The 23016-nt window shown below is 52.2% G+C and carries 15 protein-coding genes; 8 read left to right on the top strand and 7 right to left on the bottom strand.

The annotated features are described in order from the left end of the window. The first annotated feature begins 78 nt into the window (after nt 1-78). Both BUA28_RS02020 and BUA28_RS02015 read left to right on the top strand, forming a co-directional pair. The gene (locus BUA28_RS02020; protein ID WP_072766460.1) at nt 79-1293 is read left to right on the top strand and encodes a sialidase family protein; all 1215 of its coding nucleotides are present in this window, start codon (nt 79-81) and stop codon (nt 1291-1293) included. Nucleotides 1294-1406: 113 nt separating this feature from the next. Next, the gene (locus BUA28_RS02015) at nt 1407-4001 is read left to right on the top strand and encodes a TonB-dependent receptor (protein WP_072766459.1); all 2595 of its coding nucleotides are present in this window, start codon (nt 1407-1409) and stop codon (nt 3999-4001) included. A 31-nt stretch (nt 4002-4032) separates the two neighbouring features. Here BUA28_RS02015 and serB read toward each other — a convergent pair whose 3' ends face one another. Then, nucleotides 4033-4878: a phosphoserine phosphatase SerB gene (serB, locus tag BUA28_RS02010; protein ID WP_072766458.1), complete on the bottom strand. Its 846-nt coding sequence runs from the start codon at nt 4876-4878 to the stop codon at nt 4033-4035. A gap of 594 nt (nt 4879-5472) precedes the next feature. Here serB and BUA28_RS02005 point away from each other — a divergent pair. Then, on the top strand, nt 5473-6318 hold the full coding sequence (locus BUA28_RS02005) for an SH3 domain-containing protein (RefSeq protein WP_072766457.1): 846 nt from the start codon (nt 5473-5475) through the stop codon (nt 6316-6318). Here BUA28_RS02005 and BUA28_RS02000 read toward each other — a convergent pair. The 4 genes from BUA28_RS02000 to BUA28_RS01985 all read right to left on the bottom strand — a co-directional run bounded on the left by BUA28_RS02000 (nt 6281) and on the right by BUA28_RS01985 (nt 14972). Beyond that, nucleotides 6281-7975, bottom strand: coding sequence for a sensor domain-containing diguanylate cyclase (locus tag BUA28_RS02000; RefSeq protein WP_256598200.1), 1695 nt, complete (start codon nt 7973-7975; stop codon nt 6281-6283). The genes BUA28_RS02005 and BUA28_RS02000 overlap by 38 nt on opposite strands. A gap of 208 nt (nt 7976-8183) precedes the next feature. Further along, nucleotides 8184-11645, bottom strand: a complete 3462-nt coding sequence (gene mfd, locus BUA28_RS01995; protein WP_072766456.1) for a transcription-repair coupling factor — start codon at nt 11643-11645, stop codon at nt 8184-8186. Between the two features lie 176 nt (nt 11646-11821). Next, on the bottom strand, nt 11822-13660 hold the full coding sequence (gene recJ / locus BUA28_RS01990) for a single-stranded-DNA-specific exonuclease RecJ (protein WP_072766455.1): 1839 nt from the start codon (nt 13658-13660) through the stop codon (nt 11822-11824). 145 nt (nt 13661-13805) lie between these two features. Beyond that, nucleotides 13806-14972 (bottom strand): DUF1207 domain-containing protein, encoded by a 1167-nt coding sequence (locus BUA28_RS01985; protein ID WP_072766454.1) that lies wholly within the window; start codon nt 14970-14972, stop codon nt 13806-13808. Nucleotides 14973-15233: 261 nt separating this feature from the next. On the opposite strand from BUA28_RS01985, the gene BUA28_RS01980 reads away from it, so the two are divergent. Together BUA28_RS01980 and BUA28_RS01975 are read left to right on the top strand one after the other, a co-directional pair. Beyond that, on the top strand, nt 15234-15563 hold the full coding sequence (locus tag BUA28_RS01980) for a DMT family transporter (RefSeq protein ID WP_072766453.1): 330 nt from the start codon (nt 15234-15236) through the stop codon (nt 15561-15563). A 31-nt stretch (nt 15564-15594) separates the two neighbouring features. Next, nucleotides 15595-16491, top strand: coding sequence for a pirin family protein (locus tag BUA28_RS01975; RefSeq protein ID WP_083569827.1), 897 nt, complete (start codon nt 15595-15597; stop codon nt 16489-16491). A gap of 294 nt (nt 16492-16785) precedes the next feature. Here the strand turns inward: BUA28_RS01975 and BUA28_RS15735 are convergent, their stop codons facing one another. Beyond that, nucleotides 16786-16947 (bottom strand): hypothetical protein, encoded by a 162-nt coding sequence (locus BUA28_RS15735; RefSeq protein WP_178297843.1) that lies wholly within the window; start codon nt 16945-16947, stop codon nt 16786-16788. A gap of 154 nt (nt 16948-17101) precedes the next feature. On the opposite strand from BUA28_RS15735, the gene BUA28_RS01965 reads away from it, so the two are divergent. From BUA28_RS01965 to BUA28_RS01955, 3 genes are all read left to right on the top strand, one after another. After that, entirely contained in the window at nt 17102-18229 is a 1128-nt protein-coding gene (locus BUA28_RS01965; RefSeq protein ID WP_072766451.1) for a PEP-CTERM sorting domain-containing protein, read from the top strand. A 312-nt stretch (nt 18230-18541) separates the two neighbouring features. Further along, on the top strand, nt 18542-20680 hold the full coding sequence (locus BUA28_RS01960; RefSeq protein ID WP_072766450.1) for an Agd3-related carbohydrate deacetylase: 2139 nt from the start codon (nt 18542-18544) through the stop codon (nt 20678-20680). Next, nucleotides 20677-21039 carry a hypothetical protein gene (locus tag BUA28_RS01955; protein ID WP_143148411.1) on the top strand — a complete coding sequence of 121 codons (363 nt, stop codon included), beginning with the start codon at nt 20677-20679 and terminating at the stop codon, nt 21037-21039. The genes BUA28_RS01960 and BUA28_RS01955 overlap by 4 nt, the downstream gene beginning before the upstream one ends. A 302-nt stretch (nt 21040-21341) precedes the next feature. Here BUA28_RS01955 and BUA28_RS01950 read toward each other — a convergent pair whose 3' ends face one another. Beyond that, nucleotides 21342-22805 (bottom strand): transglycosylase SLT domain-containing protein, encoded by a 1464-nt coding sequence (locus BUA28_RS01950; RefSeq protein WP_072766448.1) that lies wholly within the window; start codon nt 22803-22805, stop codon nt 21342-21344. Between the last annotated feature and the right edge of the window lie 211 nt (nt 22806-23016).

Below are 23016 nucleotides of genomic sequence, written 5' to 3'. Positions count from 1 at the left end.
AAGTGCGACAATTTGCCACATTCCCATGTTTCGGCAAATAGATTACTCTCGACCTCAACACTGTAATGGGAGCGAAAGATGTACCGGATTCTTCGTATTGCATCCATTTTCCTGATGAGCGTTTCGGCAACGGCGCTCGCGGGTCAGCAGGATTCAGCTAATGGAGGACAAAGCCATTCAATGTCGCATGCTCCAAAGGCTACGCTGGCGGTGGGCGCAACGCTGGATGAAAATGGACGGCTATGGATAGCGAGGGTAGAGAATCAGCGGCTGCTGGTTTCCTGGTCGGACGACGACGGAACTAATTTTTCCACGCCGGTTATCGTCACACCCGAGCCGGAAGCCATATCGGCTGATGGCGAGAGCCGACCCAAGATTGCAGTTGCGCGCGATGGCGCCGTGCTTCTGACCTGGGTGCAGTCCTTGCCCCAGAAATACGCCGGCAACGTCCGGTTTGCGCGCTCGACAGATTCAGGTAAGACCTTTTCCGCACCCATTACGCTGAATGACGATGGGCGCATCACCAGCCACCGGTTTGATTCGATGGCAATCGATGGCGACGGGCGGGTTGTGATTGCATGGCTGGATGCGAGGGATCGGGATGCGGCCAAGGAAAAAGGCGACAAATTTAGGGGCTCATCGATATATACAGTCAAATCGCTTGATAACGGCAAAAGTTTTGGCCCGAACCATCGATTTCACGAACATACATGCGAGTGTTGCCGAATAACGCTCGCCTGGACCAAGGATGGACCTGTCGCCCTCTGGCGGAATATTTTCGGTACCAACACGCGCGATTTCGCTATCGCAAATTTGGATGAGGGTGGAGTGAGACGTGCGACGCATGACAAATGGCAAGTTGATGCCTGTCCGCATAATGGCGGAAGCCTGGCGGCTGACAGATGGGGCAAGCTGCACCTCGCCTGGTTTACCAATGGCACGGCGCGCCAGGGGTTGTTCTACAAAAATATCGACGGGGATTGGGAATCCCAGCCCATGCCTATCGGTAATCCTGCGGCACAGGCAAACCATGCCTCGGTCGTTTTGAAGGATAAAATCGTTATCCTCTCCTGGCGAGAATTTGATGGGCAGTCCTACTCCGCCCAGATGATGTATTCGGTCAATGGCGGCGTCTCCTGGAGCGAACCGACGCGTTTGATGTCTTCGGCTGGCGCAACCGATTATCCACTGCCGTTGATTAACGGCGAAAAAGTGCTGGTGGTGTGGAACACTGCAAAAGAGGGGCTGCGAATTATACCGATTGAGCGAATCACTGCCGGACGCTCCAGTTGATCTTTCATGGATTGGAATAAATTGTCGCGCTGACGAAACGTTTGAAGCATATGTTGGTAAAGATCCTGGTTGATCGTTATCAGTAAGAGCGATCACATAATATAAAAATAAATATGAGATCTTTCTCGTTTTTCCTGGTAGGTTTGCTTTGGGTATCTCCGGTCTCGGCAGCCGAAGATTCGGACCAATCAAAAAAATTTCCGCCAAAACAAGAAAATAAGGGTTCTCGCGCCGAGGGAACTGCCACCCAGGCACCCCCTTCCGCTGGCGCCGCCAGCGGGTTAACCGTGCAGCCAGGCAGCCCGGCTTCATCGGCGGAAGATACAAGTCAAGCAGCTTCCGGCGCCGTTTCCATTCCCGGTGTTGAAGAGAAAGCGGCGGGCGACGTTTCCGGCAAGAACAAACGCAAGGATGGAAATAAGGATAATCCCGCGCAAGGCGGCGAACCGGACACGGTACTCAAGGAAATGGTTGTTACCGGCGAGACCGAGCGTGATACACATTACACTTCGCCTTCGACGCGTGTGACCCGGTCACAGATCGAGCTGCAAAATGCGCAAACCACAGAGGAGGTACTGAAATATCAGCCGAGCCTGCAAATCCGGCAGCGTTATGTCGGTGATCCCAACGGTGTTCTCGGCATTCGGGGTGCGGATATGTTCTCGACCGCGCGCAATATGGTCTATGCCGATGGCTTGCCGCTGCACAATTTTCTGCAGGCTTCCTTTAACGGTGCGCCGCGCTGGTCGTTGGTAGGCCCAAATGAAATCGATTCCGTCGACGTTGTTTATGGACCCTTCTCGGCGGAATATAGCGGCAACTCCATCGGTGGTGTGGTAAACATAAAAACGCGCATGCCGCGCAAGCAGGAATTTTATGTCGAGAGCAGCCTGTTTATTCAGCCCTACAAGATCTACGGGCCGGATCAGGGAACTTTCATAGGCGATCGGCAATACGTATCGTATGGCAACCGGATTCAGGACCGGTTTACAGTATTCCTGGCCTACAACCGTCTTGAAGCGCAGAGCCATCCACAGTCTTACTTCATCGACAATACGGGACTGTTTGATGTCCCAGGCGGAACTCCCGTCACGGGTGGCATACGGACACCCGATACACGCGGTACGCCCAGCATCATCTATGGCGATACCGGACCGGAAAAGGTACAAACCCACTTGTTCAAGGGCAAGTTCGGTTACGACATCACTACGGATCTCCAAGCTATCTTCACAGTGGCGTATGAGGATCGTACACGCAGCCAGAATCGTCCCCGCAACTACGTAAGCGACGCGACTGGACAGCCGTTTTGGGGAGGGGCAGTGCCGGCCTGCTGCAATACGGAAGGTAACGCTTCCCTGGATGGGACCCGGTTCGATGTCGCGCAACGTGGTTTTGGGGGCAGCCAGGACAAACGAGAGACGCTGAATCTAGGACTGCAGCTACGTGGCGCTCTCACTCCAAACTGGAATATCGACACGACCATCAGCCATTTCGATGTCCTGAAAGATACTCGCGCCTCAGCTTTTTTCAGTCCAAAGGATCCCGCAAATACTGGCGCGGGCCAGATTCAGGATTTCAAGAAATTCAGCTGGTTGAACTATGACCTCAAGCTAAGTACGCCAGCGCTGCTAGGCAACGAGAAACTATCATTTCTGAGCGGATATCATTTTGATCAATACAATTTAAGCTTTCGGCAGTATGATCTGACGGACTATGCCACGCTCACTCGCGGCCCCTTGCAGGCCAACCGGAACAATGATGGCCAGACATCGACTCATGCGGTCTTTGCCCAATCCGCATATCGTTTCCTGCCTGACTGGGATGTAACAGCAGGAGCGCGCCAGGAGTGGTGGTCGGCGTCCAACGGTGTTGTCGGAAGTACTTCAGTACCGGATCGCGCGGAATCCGCGTTATCACCCAAAGTTTCGCTGGGCTATGAGCCTGGACCGTTGAAACTCCGTTACTCCTTTGGCCGAGCCCACCGATTCCCCGTAATTGCCGAGTTGTTTCAATCGCTCAGCTCACCGACCAGCATTCTTACAGCCAATGCGCTGCTCAGGCCCGAGAATGGCGTGCATCACAATTTCATGGTTGAATACGCGCTACCTAAGGGTTACGTCCGCGTAAACGTGTTTCGCGACGATATCAAAGATGCTATCCAGCAAGTGCAGCGAGCCTCAGGTGCACTCACTTCGAGTGCATTTCAAAATATCGATCAGACCAGTACCACCGGCGTTGAGCTTATTTTCGATCAACGGCGTATCCTTGGATCTAAATTTGACTTCATGTTCAACGGTACCTGGATGAATGCAAAAGTGGACAAGGGAGGGATTGTCAGATTCACGGATCCGACAGGCGCAAATGCCGATTTTAATCTCGATGGCAAACAGCGTATCCGTTTACCGCACTGGCGCGCAAATTTCTTCACCACCTATCATGCCACGGAGGCATGGGATATTGCATTTTCAGGCCGTTATACCAGTGATTCGTTTAACGATCTCGATAACCGGGATCATGTGAATAACGTTTTCGGGTCTCAGAGCGATTTCTTTTTCATGGACTTGAAAACCAGCTATCGGCACAAGTTCCAGAGCGGCCTTAAAAGCCGATTCTCGTTCGGTATTACCAACCTGAACAATGACAAGGCCTTTGTTTTTCACCCCTATCCGCAACGCACCTTCCTGGTGGAAGCTGCGTTCAGCTATTAACGCTATTTTTACGTAACGAGTTATTGCATGATCAGGATGACGCGGACCATGTGAACAAATTGGCTACTCCATCGAGACCCACATGGTTGATGGCATAAGTAGCCTTCTCCTGTACGATGGGCTTCGCATGATAAGCGATGCTGACCCCGGCCTCTTCCATCATTTTGAGATCATTGGCGCCATCGCCGATGGCGATTACTTGCTCTCGCCTCAAGCCCAGCTTTTCGCGCACACTTTTTAGCACTTCGGCTTTTCCCGAGGCGCCGATGATTTCTCCCATTACCTTGCCGGTGAGCTTTCCATCCGCAATTTCGAGTTTGTTGGCTGCGGCATAATCGAGATTCAGTTTTGTTTTTATTCTGTCCGTAAAAAACGTGAATCCGCCAGAAATGACCATGGTCCTGAGACCCGCAAATTTCATCCGTTGCAGCATTATTTCCGCACCGGGGCTTAATCGCACACGCTCATCGTAAACTTGCTGCAATGCATCCTGGTGCAACCCTTGCAGCAAGGCGGTGCGCTGCCTCAAGCTTTCCGCAAAGACGATTTCGCCACGCATGGTTCTCTGTGTAATTTCCGACACTTGAGGTTTCATCCCGTGCATGTCGGCTATTTCATCAATGGACTCGATCGCAAGCAGCGTAGAATCCATATCCATCGCAACCAGCCCAAAATCGGAAAGCTGCGCCGTTTGTTCGACGAACGCAAAGTCCAGTTCGGCATCAGCGCAGTATTCAGCAACAAGCTCGCGGCGTGTTGCGTTTTCCAGCCGAAACGCCTGGCCTGTGATTCGTTCGATATGGTTAGCGCCGGCAAGTTTCGCCAACTCTCTCAAATCACTGTTTGCTATTTCAAGCCCTTGTATTATTAGATTCATATACCGTTCCATTTATTGTTAAAGATGCTTCCAGTCCCTTTAAGCGCTGGAAGATAGCCTGGTCAGCCCAGGCGTGCTACTGCTTCAAGAGAGAACACAGATGGAGTAGCCGCTCCTGTACGCCTTTCTGTAAACCTGTAGGGCGGTCCGAGGCAGGTTCCCCGCAGTTTTATGCTGCGGAAAAGGCCAATGTAGCGGGACTAATATTTTTCCGGCAACCCAGCATTTTGCCAGCAATCGCTAGTAACTTCTACATCGAATTGCCGGAGCCTATTTATTCGGTGGTTGGAGATTTAGCCGATACCCTAAAATCCATGCCTGGCTGAAGGTACAATCTACCCATGTCGCCTTGTATTTTTATGATCTCGAAAAGAGCTTTCACAGGTCCTGAAGATCAAGCAAATGGGGATGTACTCATACTTGCTATATCTGCTGCCTGTTCGATGAGTGGCATAGCAAGTCTGCGCGCCGCCGAGTTTTGCCTGGCTAGCACTAGACCATACAGTGAAAATGGTGATGCGTACCACATAAACCGGAACTGAGCGATAATATCTGTTTCAACCAATATCAGGATCGATCCGGAGTAACCGAGTCATGGGACTATTGAAGCGATCAGTGGAGCACTACAGTCTTTTAAAGCTTCAGCCAAGACAAATGCCGGACTGGATGATCTTCGTGCTTATCGGCGTGATTATGACGGGATGCAGCATTCTTCCAAAAGCTTCTCCCTCTGAAGCCGAGATTGCCCGCAGCCTCTGGTCTCCATGTGTTGGGGAACAGCATGAAATCGAGCGCCTGCAAAAACTGCTTGTGGAAAAAGAGGTGCAGCAGCAGGAAATCGAACGCTTGCAGAAGTTGGTGGCGGAAAAGGAGGCCCAAATCCGCAGCCAGGAAGCCCGGCAGCAGGACCAGGCAAAGACATTGCAGGAAACCAGCAGCAAGGCTGCTCACGCCCAGGTGAAACTCAGGCGTCTGGCTACACGTCCCGCCGCCGCCTCCACTATTGCGGAAGTTGAAATGGTCATGGAAAACGTGAAATCATCACCAATCACGGGCTCCGCGCAGGTACTTCAAGCTCAGGCAGCGCGCCTTCTGGATGCGGCCGCTACATCGTACGCAGAGGACAACTATGCCGTCGCCATGGATTATGCCGCGCAGGCTCGTGAGTTTATCAACATGCTAACAAACACCCAAGGTCGCAAGAGCTCGGAGTCGCATCAAATAACAGTCTCGTTGCAGGTTCCACTCCCGCTTCGTGCCACTGCCAATAGCAATCTGCGCCAGAAGCCCGGTTTAAGTGCCGCAGTGCTGGGCGTATTGAAGAAGGAATCCCTTATGGTAGCGGATGCCTATCAGGGCGAATGGCTGTTGATCTCGGCCGATGGCCGGTCGGGATGGGTACTCAATACGCTGGTGGAAGCCTACTTGGGCAAGCAGTAGGTGCGGTGGACAAACCAGGATTAATGATCGCTATATGCCTGTTGCGACCCGCGCGCTTTGCTTGATAGAGTGCTTGATCTGCGCGGGCGAACACTGCGGTTGGCGTCATGTCGTCGGGTTGACACTGTGCGATACCGATACTCACCGTTACTGCAATCGTCGAGCCGTTGTTGCCATATTGCGCATTTTCTACTTGGGAACGGATGCGTTCTGCAGTTTTCGCGGCCAGGTCTGCGGAAGTATCAACCAGAATAATAATAAGTTCATCACCCCCGTAGCGTGCTGCATAGTCGATACTACGGACAGACTGAAGAAGTATCCGGGCGACGCTTCGCAGAATTTCATCGCCGGTGATATGGCCATGGGTATCGTTTAATGTCTTGAAGTGATCAATGTCCAGCATTAATAATGCAAACTGCCGTTGGGTGCGTTTAAAGCGCGCTAGCTCATCGGCCAGAATGGCATCGAGCTTACTGCGATTGTACAGGCCGGTAAGGCTGTCGGTGATGGAAAGCGTCTCCAGGACCTGATTCTGTTGCTGCATGGCTTCATTAGCGGCCATAATCTCGGCGTGGCTTTGGCGCAACCGGTCCGCCATCTGATCGAATACCACCGTAAGGCGACCGAGTTCGTCATTTCGTTTTGCAGAAAGCCGTACCTCCAGGTCGCCCCCGGCAATGCGGTCCGCTGCACGGATCAGCCGTTGCAACGGCACGACAATTGAACGGCCCATCTGAAAGGCCACGGCTGCCACTACCAGAACCAGTGCGCCTACCAGCCCCAGAAACATATTTCGAAGTTCTATCCATTTGCCATAGACTGCAGCGCGATCGAGCTCTGCCACAATGGTGACCCCCGGCTCCGCGGATACCTCAGCCAACCCGATCACGTTGCGATGTGTGAGGCCTTGAAAGGCCATGGAGTTGCCCGGTTGCGCGAGCAGATGCCGCAGCACGGAAGGATCCAGCTGCTGCAATTTATCTGTGTCGTTCTGGCTGCTGGCGAGAGCTCTGCCGTCTGAATCAAGCAGGATCACTTCGCCCGATGGAGATTTTATCGCGCTTTTCAGGCGGGGCTGCAAGCCGTGAAGATCAAGCACGGCCACTAACGCGCCCATCAATAGATCGTCGTAGGACAATACCGGAACCGCAACGCTAAGTGTGGCGGTAGCATATCCCGTATTCCAGCGAGGCGGTGCAATCACCAGGCCTTCTGTGAGGGAACTCTGGGGCCAATCCTTGGGGAGTGTGACTCTGGCCGGCGCTTGCGTGCTGCTCGCCACGACTTTACCCGTCGCATCCACGACAGTCAGTTCCAGTATTGTGTCGAGTTTTCCCTGTACCGATCGCAGATAGTGTGCGAGGGCTTGCGGATTTCCACCAGGTAAGCTCTCTTCGGGGCGGCTAATTGCCGATAAACCGTCTATGACGACATTGGACGTGGATGTTACGTGTACCTCATGGACACGCTTATCAATCCAGAGCTTTATTTCGCGGCTGGCATAATTTGTCATGGCGCGAAGTTCACGGGTTACGTTATCGCTTATCTGCGCCTCATTTTGTCGAAAGGACAACAATCCCAGCCCTAACGACGGGATGAGTGTGGCCATCATGGCAAACACAACAAGTTTGCTTTTAATACTCCTTAGCCACGCCATCAGGATAGTTTTCCGGCATAAACGATTATTAACGGACAAGTTATGTCCGAATGAAGGGCGATTATCCTGAAAAGCTGCAATTGGGCATCTATTTATTTTTGTAAAAAAAGGGAAACGCCGTAATCATCAACAATACTTGGCTAATGGTACTTAGTTGAAGGAATACCAAAACGCATAGTCGACTCCGCGTCAAATCGCAACTGGATTTTCAGCCATTCAACTCGGTGATCAAGCTTTTTATCCGCGTTACCCGTTCTTTCACTTCGGGGATGCGTGCTTTTATTTTCAAGCGATCAGGACCGGAAAGCTCATAATCGCGGCTGCGCTGAAGGAGCGCGACGATTTTTGCGGCATCAACCGGCGGGTTGGGGATGAATTGCACCTGGATGGAGTCGGCACTTGCTTCAATGCGCGTAATTCCCAATGGCGTAGCTGCAACACGCAGGCGATGACAATCCAGCAGTGCTCTGACGGGGTCCGGCAAGAGGCCGAAGCGGTCCGACAATTCTATCTGAATATCATCCAGTCCATCATCGCTTGTACAGTTCGCCATGCGCTTATACAATACCAGGCGTTCATGTACATCATTACAGTAGCCATCAGGCAGCAACGCGGGAACATGTAAGTTTATTTCGGCTGCAACGCCCAGGGGATGCTGCATATCGGGTTCTTTGCCCTCCTTTAATGATCGAACCGCAGCATCAAGCATAGTGGCATAGAGAGTGAAGCCGATTTCCTGCATCTCGCCGCTTTGCGATTCCCCCAGTACTTCGCCAGCGCCACGAATTTCCAGATCGTGCATGGCGAGATAAAAACCCGCGCCCAGCTCTTCCATGGCTTGGATGGCTTCCAGACGTTTTCTGGCTTGTGTTCCAAGCGCCTCTTCCTCCGGCACCAATAAGTAAGCGTACGCCTGATGATGGGAGCGGCCTACGCGTCCGCGCAACTGATGTAATTGCGCCAGACCGAATTTGTCCGCGCGATTGATGACGATGGTATTGGCGGTGGGAACATCGATACCGGTTTCGATGATGGTTGTGCAAAGCAACAGATTAAAGCGCTGTTGATAAAAATCCTTCATCACATGTTCCAGTTCGCGTTCGCGCATTTGCCCATGGGCAATATTTATGCGCGCTTCCGGCAACAACTGTGCAAGCTTGTCATGCATGGGTTGAATGGTGCTCACTTCGTTGTGCAGAAAGTATATCTGCCCGCCGCGTTTTAATTCGCGCGAGCATGCTTCGCGAATAATGCCCTCGGAAAAACGATTGACAAAAGTTTTGATGGCGAGCCGCCTTTGCGGGGCGGTAGCGATTACGGAAAAGTCACGCAGACCTTCCAGCGACATGGCAAGCGTGCGGGGAATGGGTGTGGCGGTGAGCGTCAGCACGTCCACTTCAGAACGCAGACTTTTCAGTTGCTCCTTGTGACGCACACCGAAGCGATGCTCCTCGTCGATGATGACCAGGCCCAGGTTACTGAATTTCACTCCTTTCTGGACCAGTTTATGCGTACCGATGACAATGTCGATTTGCCCGGTAGCCAACCCTGCCAACGCCTGGGTTTGTTCCTTCGGCGAACGGAAACGCGACAGCTCCGCAATTTTGATTGGCCATTCGTTCGCAATCAGGCTGAAGCGATCGGAAAAGTTTTGGAAATGCTGCTCAGCCAGGAGCGTAGTGGGTACCAGTACAGCCACCTGTTTACCATCCGCAACAGCGACAAAGGCTGCTCGCAACGCCACTTCGGTCTTGCCGAAACCAACATCTCCGCAGATCAGGCGGTCCATGGGCTTGGCCGAAGCCAGATCCTCGATTACCGCATCGATCGCGGCGGCCTGATCGGGCGTTTCCTCGAACCCGAAACCTTCAACAAATGCTTCATAATCATGCTGCCTGAGCCTGAACGCATGGCCCACACGAGCGGTACGCTGAGCATAAAGATTCAGCAGTTCCGCAGCGGTATCGCGTACCTGTTGCATCGCTTTACGCTTGGCTTTGTCCCATTGGCCGCTGCCGAGTTTATGCAGCGGCGCAGCTTCAGGCGTCGCCCCGCTGTATCGTCCAATAAGGTGCAGTTGCGAAACCGGTACATATAACTTATCTCCACCGGCGTATTCAAGCGATAGAAATTCTGTTGCGCCTTCTCCCATATCCATGCTTACCAGTCCGAGGTAACGGCCAATGCCGTGCTGCTCATGCACAACCGGGTCACCGGATTTGATCTCGGACAAATCGCGCAGCATCGCATCGGCCACTGCGGAAGTTTTGCGCGAATCACGTTCGCGACGGCCGTGCAAATGTCTTGCATACAGCTCGTTTTCGGTAATGAAGGCTGTTCCTTCGCCACGGAATATAAAACCGTTGTGCAAGGGCCCCACGCCAAGCATGAAAGGTTTGTCGCCTGACCGAAATTGCGCATAGCTATCGCAGATATCGGTATCGAGCCCATACTGTTTCAGATGATCTGCAATCAGTTCTCGCCTGCCGAGACTTTCTGCCAATAGCAATGTTCGCCCGGCGGGAAAGGTGAACTCAGAGGCGAATTCTGCGATAAATATATCAAGCTTCTCAGCTGGATTGTCAGCGCGGCGATCAATCTGAAGAAGTGGTAGCGAGCGGGTCCAACTTTGAGTCTCGGCTTTCGAGGTTTGAGCATCGGATGGGATTTCGATGCGCGCGTAGGGCTTCAGCGCGCCGAAGAAAGCCTCCGTCGTGACAAATAATTCTCCCGGTTGCAGCAATGGGTGATCATTGTCGCCTCGCAAAAGCTGATAGCGTGATTGGGTGTCGCGCCAGAAGTTTTCCACTGCCGGGTGGAGTTCATGGTGCAGGCATATCAGCGTCGTTTGCGGCAAGTAATCGAAGATTGTCGCGGTATCCTCAAAAAAAAGCGGCAAGTAATATTCGATGCCCGCAGGCGCAGCACCCTTGCTTATGTCTCTGTAGACGCGGCTTTTCGATGGATCACCTTCGAAATTTTCGCGAAAACGACCTCGAAAACGACTGCGGGCTTCTTCGTCGAGAGGGAATTCACGCGCCGGCAGTAATCGTATCTCCGTGACGGGATAGACGCTTCTCTGCGTATCCACATCAAACGTACGGATGGTTTCAATTTCGTTATCCAGCAAATCGATCCGGTAGGGCAGCGGGCTACCCATTGGAAACAGATCTACCAGCCCGCCGCGCACACTGTATTCACCCGGCGAGAGCACCTGGGTTACATGGCTGTAACCCGCCAAAGTCATTTGGCCGCGTAGCGTGTTCAGATTAAGCGTTTCACCCCGCTTGAGAAAAAAAGTATGCGCTGCCAGATACTCTCGCGGTGGCATTCGGTATAACGCGGTAGTGACAGGAACGATCAGTACATCGCAGGCGCCGCTCATGAGCTGGTAAAGCGTGGCAAGCCGGTCGGAAACGAGATCTTGATGAGGTGAAAAGGTATCGTAGGGCAGGGTCTCCCAGTCCGGCAACAGCCGTGTTCTCAACTCGGGGGCAAAAAAAGGGATTTCCTCCAGCAGCCTTTGCGCGGCGAGCGCGCTTGCCGTGATGATGGCGATAGGTTTTGCTTCCTGCGCCAGTTTTGCCAGAGCCAGGGCATCACCGGAACCGTCGAAATGACCATAGCGGATCATCGAACCGGACTGGGGAATAGTCAACTTGAATGGCATCTGTACTGTTTTCAATAGCCGCGGCCAATAAACACCGCGCTCCACATAAAAAAGAGAGACATTATATGACAGTTATAATGCCGTATATCCAGCAGACGGATGGCTGGCTGCGAAAGTATGTTTCTTTCATCGCCCTCCGGCAGAAATACGGTGCGATAAAAAACGGCGTATCAGGTTCATCGCTCTTGAGAAAGCGTAACTTGAGCATCAGGCACAGGCTGAAACCAATGCTCCAGGATGAATTGCAAGGTGGAACTGCCGTTGAACTCATTTATCTGTAGCCGGTAAATCGCCTCTATGACATCTGGAAGAGGACTTGCGTGGGAAAATAATATGCCGTCATAAAGAATCTTCGGCTTCATTCGCTCGCCATCCCTGATCTTTGTTTCCTGTCTCCTCAGTTTTAATTTTAAATGTCTTTGCCCAACCACACGCTGATCCTCCACACAAAAGCGGCTACTGAATGTGGGCGGCGCAAAACCCTGGCCCCATATCTGTTCCGTAAGATGCCGTGCCAGTTCCAGATTCATTTCGGATTCGTCCAGATCACCGTCGGTTTCAATAATGCGCTTGAGATCAGCCGGCGCGAGCAGCGCCTGCGCAGTTTGCTCGAACGCATCGCGAAATTTTTCGAAATCACCGGTAAGTATGGTCAGCCCAGCCGCGGCTGAATGGCCGCCGAATTTCAGCAAAAGGCCCGGATAGCGTTTTGAAACGAGATCCAGTGCATCCCTTAGATGAAATCCCGTAATGGATCTCCCCGAACCCTTCAATTCGCCATTGCTGCCTGGTGCGAATGCGATGACTGGGCGATGGAACTTATCCTTGATGCGCGATGCAAGTATGCCTATCACGCCTTGATGCCAGCTTGGATCGAACAGGCTCAGGCTATGGGTATCCGGCGCCTTTATAGTTGGGTGTTGTGATTGGGGAGCCGGTACCGGAAGGAGAGCATTCTCCAGCATCGTTAACGCACTATCCTGCATATCCGCCTCGATTTCCTGGCGTTTGCGGTTAAGCGTATCGAGTTGCAGGGCAATTTGCGAAGCGCGGGATGCATCATCTGTAATGAGACACTCAATGCCTAGCGACATGTCGTCGAGCCGTCCCGCTGCGTTCAATCTCGGCCCCAACATGAAACCCAGTTCGTAGGCGGATACGCGCTGAAAATCCCGTCGCGCAACTTGCAGGAGAGCGTTGATGCCTGCGCAGCCGCGCCCCTTGCGGATACGCTGCAAACCTTGGTGTACTAAAATCCGGTTGTTGTCATCGAGTTTTACGACATCGGCTACGGTGCCCAGCGCAACCAGGTCCAGCAGGATGGCAAGATTAGGTTCCTTTTGAGGGGCGCGAAAAACTCCATTTGCGCGCAACTCTGCCCGTAACGCCAGCATCAGATAAAACATTACGCCGACGCCGGCGAGATGTTTACTGGGAAAATCGCAGCCGGGCTGATTTGGATTCACGATCACTGCGGCATCCGGCAATTCATCCCCGGGCAGGTGATGATCGGTAACAAGCACTTGCATACCGAAACGGTTGGCTTCAGCTACGCCTTCTACGCTGGCTATGCCATTATCCACCGTGATCAGTATGTCGGGACGGCTTGTCCCGCCGGTTGCCGTTGCGCCTACGGCGCCGGCTGCAAGACGCACGATCTCCGGTGTTAGGCCATAACCGTATTCGAAGCGGTTGGGGACAAGATAATCGACTACCGCGCCGAATTGCCTAAGAGCGCGGATGGCAACGGCGCAAGCGGTGGCGCCGTCCGAATCATAATCGGCTACGATCAGGAGACGTTTTCGAGCCAGGATTGCCTCGGCAAGAAATCGCGCCATTAGTGAAATATTCTTCAGGCGACTGAATGGGATTAGCCGGGACCAATCCACCTCGAGTTGCGCTGGCTCTTCGATACCACGCGCAGCATAGACGCGAGCCAGTACGGGATGGAAGCCATGCCGGAGCAGTGCATCGTAAGCATGCGACGGATAGGCCCGCTGAATGGTGTTGGACATGCGTAGGAAATCTTGGAACAGCCGCTACCGGGCCACGCGGTCAGAGCTCATCGACTTGCTCAGCAATAGTCCCACCGAGTAATCAGGTTGAAGTGCAGTTGCCAGGAAGTGGAAGTGCATCCATGCAGCATTTGCCGGCCAGGGTTTAAAAATGGTAGTGCGCGCCAAAACCAAGATAGTCGACCCTTTGTCTGAAAAACTGCCCGGTGGGAGAATTTCCGTGGAAATATTCTACCAGGAACAGGAGTTTTCGACCAAATGCCTGGAAGTGATCCAATTGCACGCCCGCCCTCGCGGATACATCGGCGTTCCAGTCATTCTGTTCATGGTTTTTGATGTCAACCGCTACAATCGGTCGCATTGATACAACCTCGATTCGCCGGGGGCTTCTGAACTCGACACCATATTGTATTGACCAAGGTTTGATTGTCGAGGGTTCCTTGTGAAAAATGCCTCCTCCTCCGCCGTAGACTCGTAGTCCATACGGGAGCTCATACGACAGCCTGAGATCGGCTCCTTCATAGCTAAGGTTGATCCGCTCGAAATTGGTTAACCTGCGCAGCAAAAACTCGTCGCCAAGATGCGAGCTCTGGTGATAGACGCGGCCGAAAGCCGAAAAGTTGCCCGCTCGCATACTTCCGTAGGCCGAAGCTATAAAATCGGTATTGATGAGATCCGCAGAGGGCGCACCGAGATTGAAGTCGCTGAAGACGGCAGCCTGGAGGCCGGCTTCCCATTGCACCGTCGAGTTTCCAAAATTAGAGCGGTAGAACGGAATCGTTTCCCCGAAGCTGACAGCGCCATTGTTATTTCCATCAATGTTGTTTCCAACATAATTACGGTATGCGGCGGAGAAATGAGCCCAACGGGGATCAGCCAGCAATGGCTTGAACAGATGACCTTCAGGCAGCATTCCGGTTGCGAGAACCGCTGGACCCGCTGCGGGCACTCCTTCACTTGCAACTGCCTCTTCCGGTCCCGGTTCCTGCGAGGTGGCGGGGCGTTGCTGAATAGGCTTGAATGCATCGCGCTGCGCGGAACCACCGGCAATACTTTCAGACACAGTAACCGCAGTGACTCCCGGAATCTGTGACAGTGCGTGCACAATCGAGATACGGTTGTCCGGTGTCAGTTTATTCGCCGGAACTGTAATGATGCCTTCCCGCACGATCAACGTCGGTATTTCGACCTTGAAACCATGCTTGAGAATCCCAGCGGCATAACCGGCAATATAAGCGTCCTCGGTTACCGCAGCGTTGACCACTGATGTAAATAACAACAACGTTGCGGCGATGATAGAAAGATGTGGCACGGTATTCCCTTTTTTAGAGTCTTGATCGAGGATGAGGTAGTCTGTAGTTTCTGCTTATTTTTTGTCGGCTTGCAACTCATGGATTATGATTTCCAGCAGCCGCGCGTCTGAATTTTTGAACGTTATTGAGGAGCAAAAATCTGGTCGGTACGGTGACGCACATAAAGCATCTGGGTGGCGTTCCGATTATCGCCGATGTCGCCACTTGGCGTATGATGTTAATAAAGTCAATTCCGTACGCCGATCAGGCAGGAGCCGGCAATGCAATGGCTTTTCCTTTCTATCGCAATTATCAGTGAAGTTATTGCGACTTCCGCTTTGAAGTCGAGTAACGGATTCACGCAATTGTGGCCGTCCCTTGTAGTGGTAGCCGGCTACGCCGCTGCCTTCTTTTTCCTGTCTCTTACCCTACGCACAATCCCCGTTGGAGTCGCCTACGCTATCTGGTCTGGCGCCGGTATCGTGCTTGTCACGCTTATTGCGTGGCTCGCTTTCGGGCAAACGCTTGATGGTTTCGCTATGCTCGGACTGGCGCTTATCGTCGCTGGCGTAATTGTCCTGAATGTATTTTCCAGGTCAGTTTCCCATTAACCTACTATTCACCTTGAAGCGGGAGAATGTCATGAGGATACTTGAAATAGCAGCTGGAAAATCCACCAAAAAATTATCGCGCGTCCAGCGCGGGGGAGAGCAGCACTGGGTTGGCGACGGTTTCCCCGTACGAACACTTTTCGCCTATTCGAACCTGGGGCCGATGATCAGCCCTTTTCTGCTTCTCGATCATGCTGGTCCGATGGAATTTCCGCCAACAGAAAAACGCCTTGGTGTCAGTGAACATCCGCATCGCGGATTCGAGACGGTAACTATCGTATATAGCGGCGAGGTGGAGCATCGCGACAGCTCCGGCAGTGGCGGCATTATTGGTCCCGGTGATGTGCAATGGATGACGGCGGCCTCCGGCCTGGTTCATGAAGAATTTCATGGCGGCAATTTTGCGCGACAAGGCGGTACGCTGGAAATGGTGCAGTTGTGGGTCAACCTGCCCGCAAAAGACAAAACGTCCTCACCGCGCTATCAAAGCATATCGAATAGGGAGATCCCCGCGCTGGATCTCCCCGGCGGTTATGGAACGCTGCGCATCATCGCTGGCGAGTTTGGCGGTATAAGGGGGCCGGCGCAAACGTTTACGCCGGTTCATGTGTGGGATCTTCGTTTGGCGAGTGAGCAGTCATTCTGCCTCCCGACACCCGAAGGGTACACCACGTTGCTGGTAGTGCTCAAAGGGTCGGTAAACGTGAATGGTTCTGAAACGATCCGGGCGGGGGAGGTTGGTCTGTTTGATCGGGCTGGCGACCAGATTTGCATTGATAGCGCACAAAACGCAACAACGCTGCTGCTTTGCGGTGAACCGATCGACGAACCAATTGTGGGAAGCGGCCCTTTTGTTATGAACAAGCCAGAGGAAATCAGACAGGCGATTACCGATTACCAAAGCGGCAGGATGGGACGTTTGTCATAGTTCCAACATTTGCCGCATCTGTCCATGAAGAGCAGGTAGGTTCGCCAGGTCAGGATTTCCCTTCCTGAGTGACTCCGTATCACTATCATAGTCGTCCAATCTTCGTTTTTGGCGACAGGTCGCGGTGACGTCATCAAATAGCCGGTACGTCTTGCTATCATGGCGCGTATTGATGTGGTTCCGATCACCCATGCTGGATGGGCTGCGGTTTTGTTACCAGGCCTCCTGAAGAGCGAGTGTTCAATTACCACGGACTTCTTCAGCGTAGTTATTCGATTCCACCCTGCACGTCCGTCAGAACATATCTTCCTGCCCGAGATTCACCGGTAATTTTTTCCTTCCTGCCCTTACCGGCTTCGTCCGTGCTTCCTGCTCGCCGATAGGATGGAGCGCCAATTTGTCCTTGAACTCGGAACGTAATAATCCATTTGCGCCTGAAGGTGTACCAAGGTCCAATTGACCCTACTGCCGAGGTTGTTATGATGCGCACATGACTTGAAAGGCTTTTTTCTTGGGCTTGAACTGCTGATCGCGCTGCCCGGACCGCGCTGATCTTCAAGTTTTTACCTCAGTTATCAGATGAGCATCGGTAAATCGGAGTACGCGTAAAGTGAGCATAAAAATTTTCTTGCGAGCAGGGGTATTTTTAATACTTTTATTTTCTGCAAACGCCCATGCTTTTCCCATATTTCAGCTCGACCTTGCGCCTTCTTTGGATGGGGATGCCTATGACGCGCAATACGGCGATCTCACCAGGATCAGCACGGGGGATGATGATGCTCGGATACCTGCAAATCCTCTCTTGTGGAACCAGCACACTGCCGCGAATGCTGCGCCGTCGGCTAATTATCCGGGCGGAATCGATATACTTTATGGCTTCCACTCGGTTTTTGGAAGCGATTTACCGGGTCTTGATATGGCGACTTTTCTCATCCTGGACCATCCGTTTGCTGATCTCATCGACGTGACTCACATTGTCGAATCAAGTGAAGACAAAAATGCCGCAGATGAATTTTTTGCCATGTTGGGCATTTCACTAGAGGATCCGCTAACAGTCGAAAAAAATTCACAGGCATTTATTCGGAAAACCTCACCGGCTGTGGCGCCTGCAATAGTTCGGCAAAGTTCGCGAGACGGTTGCCTGCAACCACGGCAGGAGCAGTCGCACAAGCGAGGAGGAAGTCTTTGCCCCGAAGAGATTGGGTCGGGCGGCAGTAGCGGTTCTGGCAGGAGTGGCAGGGGCCGAGACTTAATGCCCGGGGGTAGCGGAAGCGCTGGCTTGTATCCCCATAAGAGCATTGTGGATAGTGGCGACTTCGGTGGCGGTGGCGGCGGCCTTGGTGGAAGCGGAGGCGGTGGTGGTACTGGTCAAAGCCACGCAGGAGGCACTGGTGCCGGTACAGGTTCTGACAGTACTAACCCTGGTACTGGTATTGGAGGTAACGGGGATGCCGATAGCTGGTTCGATTTTGATAACTCGGATGGCGGGGGTATGGGTAATGGTTCCGGCATTAGCGGCACCGGTGGAAACGGAAATCAGGGCGAGGGCGGAATCATCCCCAATGAAATTAGCGCTGTTCCTGAACCGTCGACATTAGCGCTCTTTGCGCTTGGCCTGATTGGTCTCCTTATCGCGCGTAAAAGTGGCCGAAAGCATCAGGATAGGTATCAGAAGTCTTCTCGAAAATTGGAGCTGTCGGTAGATACCAATGTTTATTGGCCAATGCTTGCTCGTTAAGTTTCCTTTTTAAAGGATGCAGAACGGGATTGCGAACTATATCTTTTACGCGGACATATCCAGGTTTTTGCTCAGTGGACTTCCTTCTCTTTTTTTCTTCTTCCTGCTGAGCAGAGCAATATAATAGCCGGTTATCATTTATTGTAATGCAGGAGAATCTGGCATAGGTTTTCTTGTCAAATGTGAGTGCGCGACTTATTGTCGATTAAGGGGTGGCGATGGAGTGTGAGATTAATGGACAGAATCAATCTTTAATCTTGAGGAATTCATTGGACTCTTTTGGTTTTCGTCTCCGATAAGGAGATTTTATTGATGAAGCAGAGTCTGAGCATAAAACGCCTGCTGCTCCTTTCAGCGGCCATGTGGCTGGCTTTAGCTGCTGTGGCGCCATCCGCGTTTTCTGATAATGCCGTCAAGCTGAGAATACTGGTAATCACGACAGGTGAGGTAGCGGAAGATCTGGGATTCGCCTATATCAAGCCGGTCCTTGATGAAATGGGAGTGCCGTACGATGTGTTAAATGCCCAGACACAGGATTTAACGGCCCCCATGCTTGCCTCATCTTCGGCCGGCGTCGGCTGCAAGGCTGGGGATGTGGGCTGTGTAGGAAACTATAACGGCGTTATCCTTTCCGATGCCGATTTGGTCCCCAACTTCACGCCCTCAGAATGGGACATACTGCATAATTACCAGAAAAACTTTGGCGTACGCGAGGCGGTGCTGTCAGGATGGCCAGCCACTTATACGGATCCGCAACCTCCTCATGGAGTTTATCTGGATTATGGTCTTGTCTATTCGTCGAGCGGCAATGACTTCGATGCCAAGTGGACGGTGCCTGCCATCTATAGCAAGGAGGTTTTTGAGTACGTGAACCGGGCGAGTCCGTTTTCAATTACAGACTTTGCCTTCACGGCCAACCCTCGAAATGATGCCAGCGGCATGCGGGATGGTTCTGTGCCGCACGTTGATCCCATTCTGCGAACCCGAAATGGCGAGGCGTTGATATCGATCGTGCGATACATGCTGCCTTCCCAGGCAACGCCTGTACGCGAGGTGATGATCTCGACTATCACGAACGCGCCGTTCCTGGTCCATTCTAATGTTTTGGTCTACGAGTTCATCAACTGGGTGACACAAGGCATATTCGTGGGTTCACGCTTTGTCTATATGGCTGCCCATATGGACGACTTGTTTCGCCGCAGTAAATTATGGGATCCCGCTCTGAAGAAAGAACATCCTGTCATGACCTTTCGTTTGAACGGCGCTGACATCAATAATACAGTGCGTAGACAGCAAGCGTTTCGTGCCGCACATCCACTAGCCGGTAATTTCAAGCTGGATTTTCCGTTCAACGGTTCGGGCGCGGTTGTCGATCCAGAAGCGGCGCCGCTGGCCGCAAACTTGACGGAAGACCTGGTCGCGGCGGTGGTCGCCAATAAAGGAGATTTTCGTTTTATCAACCATACCTTCACTCATGCGGATTTGGATAAGGCGCCGATTCCAGCGGATGCCCCCTGTGATGAGGCTAGATTTACCAACGTCGCGGCCATTCGCGCGGAAATTACCAAGAACCAGGCGGTTTGGGCGCTTCTGGATCTTCCCGAAAGAAGTCAAAACAACCGAGTGCTGATAAGCGGCGCCCACTCGGGCTTGAAAGACCGCAAATGCACGGAGGATCCTGCTTTGCACCCTGATATGTTTGACGTTCAAGCTGATGACATAGCATTTGATGCGGGTGGCGCCAATCCGCTATTCCTTGAAGCGGCGGCCAGCGTGGGCGTGGAGTATCTCGGCGCCGACGCATCGCAGCAGGCTGAGAACGTCGAACAATATATCGCTCAGTACGAAGATGGTAGCGGAACGGATCGACTGATGTTGCCACGCTGGCCAACCAATATTTTTTATAATGTGACGAATCCATCCCAGTTGGAAGATGAGTACAACTATATTTACAATGGGAGATTTGTTAATGCGGGACGAAATCCATGTGAAATACCCGAAGCTATCTGCTCTCCCCGGAATTATGCTGAAATCCTCATGGTGGAAGCAGATATGGCGTTACGACATATGCTGACATTTAGCAGGTGGCCTCATTTTTTCCATCAGGCGAACTTGGCTAGATATGACGAAAGCGGTAATACGCTGGAATTTGACTGGCTCAATGCGGTTTTCGTGGAATATGAACAACTGTTTAATTTACCCGTCAGGAATTTACCATATTATCTGATCGGTGACGGTACCGCGGAAACTCTCAACGTCAAGTCTGCGATTATCCATGCGCAATGGAATCGCACGACCAATCAGATTATCTTGTCTGCAAACAAAGCGGTACCGAACCTTCATGTCACGGGACTCTCTGGCGGAGAGTTGTACGGAGGCCAATTTATCGGCGCTGTTAACGTGGGTACAAACTCTACGGCGCATATTGTCGACCGCGGGCTCAATCAATGAGTATGCACCGCTTCTCGGCTTTTCGCATCCTGCTGGTTATTGCGCTTTCCATTTTCATTGTCGCAGGAACCCCGGTGGCGGCACAGACGGCATCGAAAAAAACTGATAATGCAGCTCAGCAAGCCAGTGACGAGGCTAGAAAGAAGATACGAAAGGCGAATGACTTCAAGCTAAAGACAGGAGAACCGTTGTTTCCCAAGCAGGCAAAATCGCTGGCGAAGGGCTATAAAGAGACGGCAGAGATTGTCGCCCGACAAGGCGGCGACCCCAAGCCCATTCTTGACGCTGCAGCTTATTTCGAGGGCCAGTCCGAGCTTGTTTCAAGAGTCAATACGAGTGATAAACCTGCCGTTCAGTGAGCGTTCGGTGAGCTCCTGAACCTTCCCGTAAGAGCGGGATTTTTTTGATCAGCAAAGTCTGGAACTGTCAGCACAGCAACCGGGCACGCTACTGATCGGCTTAGGCTGATAGCGCCGCCTCATGGCGAGACTGCTTAAGCAGAGCCTTATTCTGAGTTATATAGAGAGTTGAGTCCGCGCTTCGTGGCTTTTTGTTTCTAGCACCTGGCAATCTCTTCCTGGCGCGTTTTGGTCCTTTAAGTGCGGTTTGGTTCGTATGAATCCGACGCATCGAGTGCCGGGCAATACGTTTACATGCACGCTCACATGCGTTTTTTTTCCGGCAAAGCAGGTCCTGCCTCAGTAGCAGGTAGCGCTGTTTTATCCACAAACTTGTGCTTTAGCGTGAGCTTCTGGCCGATTTGCAGCAGACGGCCTGTGCCACCGTTCCATGACATTATTTGCCCTACCGTGACGTCATGACGTTTGGCAATGCCCAAAAGTGAATCGCCTTTCCTGACGGCGTAGACGAAATTGTGTTCGAGCATTTTCGGCGTGGCGGGTTTGTTGCTCATAACAGAAATATCCATCCCTTCGGCACTTCCGTTACGGGGAACGAGCAAAGTTTGTCCTGCCATTATCGCGCCGCCCGTCTCAATATCGTTGATTTCCTTCAGTCGCCCGACGCTGATCCCATATCGAATCGAAATTTTTTCTATCGTCTCATCTTTTTTTGCCTCGTAGGCTTGCCACGATACCAAGGGTCTGTCATGAACTTTCAGATTTTCCATAAAGACCTCCACTTTTTCCGCTGGAAGAAGCAGCGTACGAGGCCCGTCAATATTAATGACCGGCCGATTATGGCCCGGATTAAGCGCTTTAAACTCATCCACAGAAATTTCAGCAAGCCTTGCCGCCAGTTTTACGTCCATATGGCGGGTCGCTTCGACCCGGCCGAAATAAGGCTCGTTGGGGACGGATTCAAGCTCAATCCCGAAGGCGGCCGGGTTCAAGATAATATTTCTGATTGCGATCAGCCTGGGAACATAGTTTCGGGTTTCAGGTGGCAGCGCGATATTACGGAAATCCTCCGGAAGCCCGCTGTTACGGTTTTTCATGAGCGAGCGTCCCACTGCACCTTCACCCCAATTATATGAAGCCAGCACCAGTTCCCAGTCACCAAACATGCGATGAAGGTTTTGTAAATAATCAAGTGCGGCGCCGGTGGCGGCGACTATGTCCCTGCGTTCGTCATACCACCAATTCTGCTTCAAGCCATAATTCTTACCTGTGGATGGGATGAACTGCCAGATGCCGGCGGCACTTCGATTGGAATATGCCTTTGGATTGAAAGCACTTTCGATGATAGGCAGCAGGGCGATCTCGGCAGGCATGCCGCGGCGCTCCACCTCTTCAACGATATGAAAGAGGTAGCGTTTACCGCGTTCGACGATGCGCTTGATATATTCGGGACGATCAACGTAAAAATCCTCGTTGCTGCGCACCTTTTCACTATCCAATTTAGCCATGGCGAAGCCATTACGAATGCGTTGCCATAGATCAACGGGGAGAGAAGGTGCTATCTTGCCGGCAGGGAGGCTCGTTTCGGCGGGGGGAATGACAGGATCGTTTTCCGCAATGGGAAGAATGGCGGATGTGTCGTGCGTATCGTCCTGCGCAAACTCAGCAATTGGCTGATCGGTATGCTCATCTGCGTTTGCTGCGAAACTTGCGGTTGTCAGCGTGAGGCTGATAATCAAAACTGAAGTGAGCCGTTGGACTTCCATGCTTATTATTATTAACCTTTTGTCGAGGTTTTATTGGTTTGTGGAGGTTTATTGGAAAAAATTCGTCGGGTAAGGCCTCTTTCTAAAATTTAATCAAGCTGCACAAAGATTATCTCGGGGCAGCAAATCGCCAAAAGCAACCTATCAAAAAGCAACAAGTGGGCAATAACGGCGGAGCCTGACCCCATGCATGACTGCTACCCGCAAAAAA

Source organism: Nitrosospira sp. Nsp11 (assembly GCF_900142705.1).
Classification (GTDB): domain Bacteria; phylum Pseudomonadota; class Gammaproteobacteria; order Burkholderiales; family Nitrosomonadaceae; genus Nitrosospira.
Note: the sequence above shows the minus strand (reverse complement) of the source record. Positions and strands in the feature narration are given on the sequence as shown.

Excerpts from the sequence above, each read along its gene's own strand:
- BUA28_RS02020 (WP_072766460.1), top strand. The coding sequence starts at position 79 with ATGTACCGGATTCTTCGTATTGCATCCATTTTCCTGATGAGCGTTTCG.
- BUA28_RS02015 (WP_072766459.1), top strand. The coding sequence starts at position 1,407 with ATGAGATCTTTCTCGTTTTTCCTGGTAGGTTTGCTTTGGGTATCTCCG.
- serB (WP_072766458.1), bottom strand. The coding sequence starts at position 4,878 with ATGAATCTAATAATACAAGGGCTTGAAATAGCAAACAGTGATTTGAGA.
- BUA28_RS02005 (WP_072766457.1), top strand. The coding sequence starts at position 5,473 with ATGGGACTATTGAAGCGATCAGTGGAGCACTACAGTCTTTTAAAGCTT.
- BUA28_RS02000 (WP_256598200.1), bottom strand. The coding sequence starts at position 7,975 with ATGGCGTGGCTAAGGAGTATTAAAAGCAAACTTGTTGTGTTTGCCATG.
- mfd (WP_072766456.1), bottom strand. The coding sequence starts at position 11,645 with ATGCCATTCAAGTTGACTATTCCCCAGTCCGGTTCGATGATCCGCTAT.
- recJ (WP_072766455.1), bottom strand. The coding sequence starts at position 13,660 with ATGTCCAACACCATTCAGCGGGCCTATCCGTCGCATGCTTACGATGCA.
- BUA28_RS01980 (WP_072766453.1), top strand. The coding sequence starts at position 15,234 with ATGCAATGGCTTTTCCTTTCTATCGCAATTATCAGTGAAGTTATTGCG.
- BUA28_RS01975 (WP_083569827.1), top strand. The coding sequence starts at position 15,595 with ATGAGGATACTTGAAATAGCAGCTGGAAAATCCACCAAAAAATTATCG.
- BUA28_RS01960 (WP_072766450.1), top strand. The coding sequence starts at position 18,542 with ATGAAGCAGAGTCTGAGCATAAAACGCCTGCTGCTCCTTTCAGCGGCC.
- BUA28_RS01955 (WP_143148411.1), top strand. The coding sequence starts at position 20,677 with ATGAGTATGCACCGCTTCTCGGCTTTTCGCATCCTGCTGGTTATTGCG.
- BUA28_RS01950 (WP_072766448.1), bottom strand. The coding sequence starts at position 22,805 with ATGGAAGTCCAACGGCTCACTTCAGTTTTGATTATCAGCCTCACGCTG.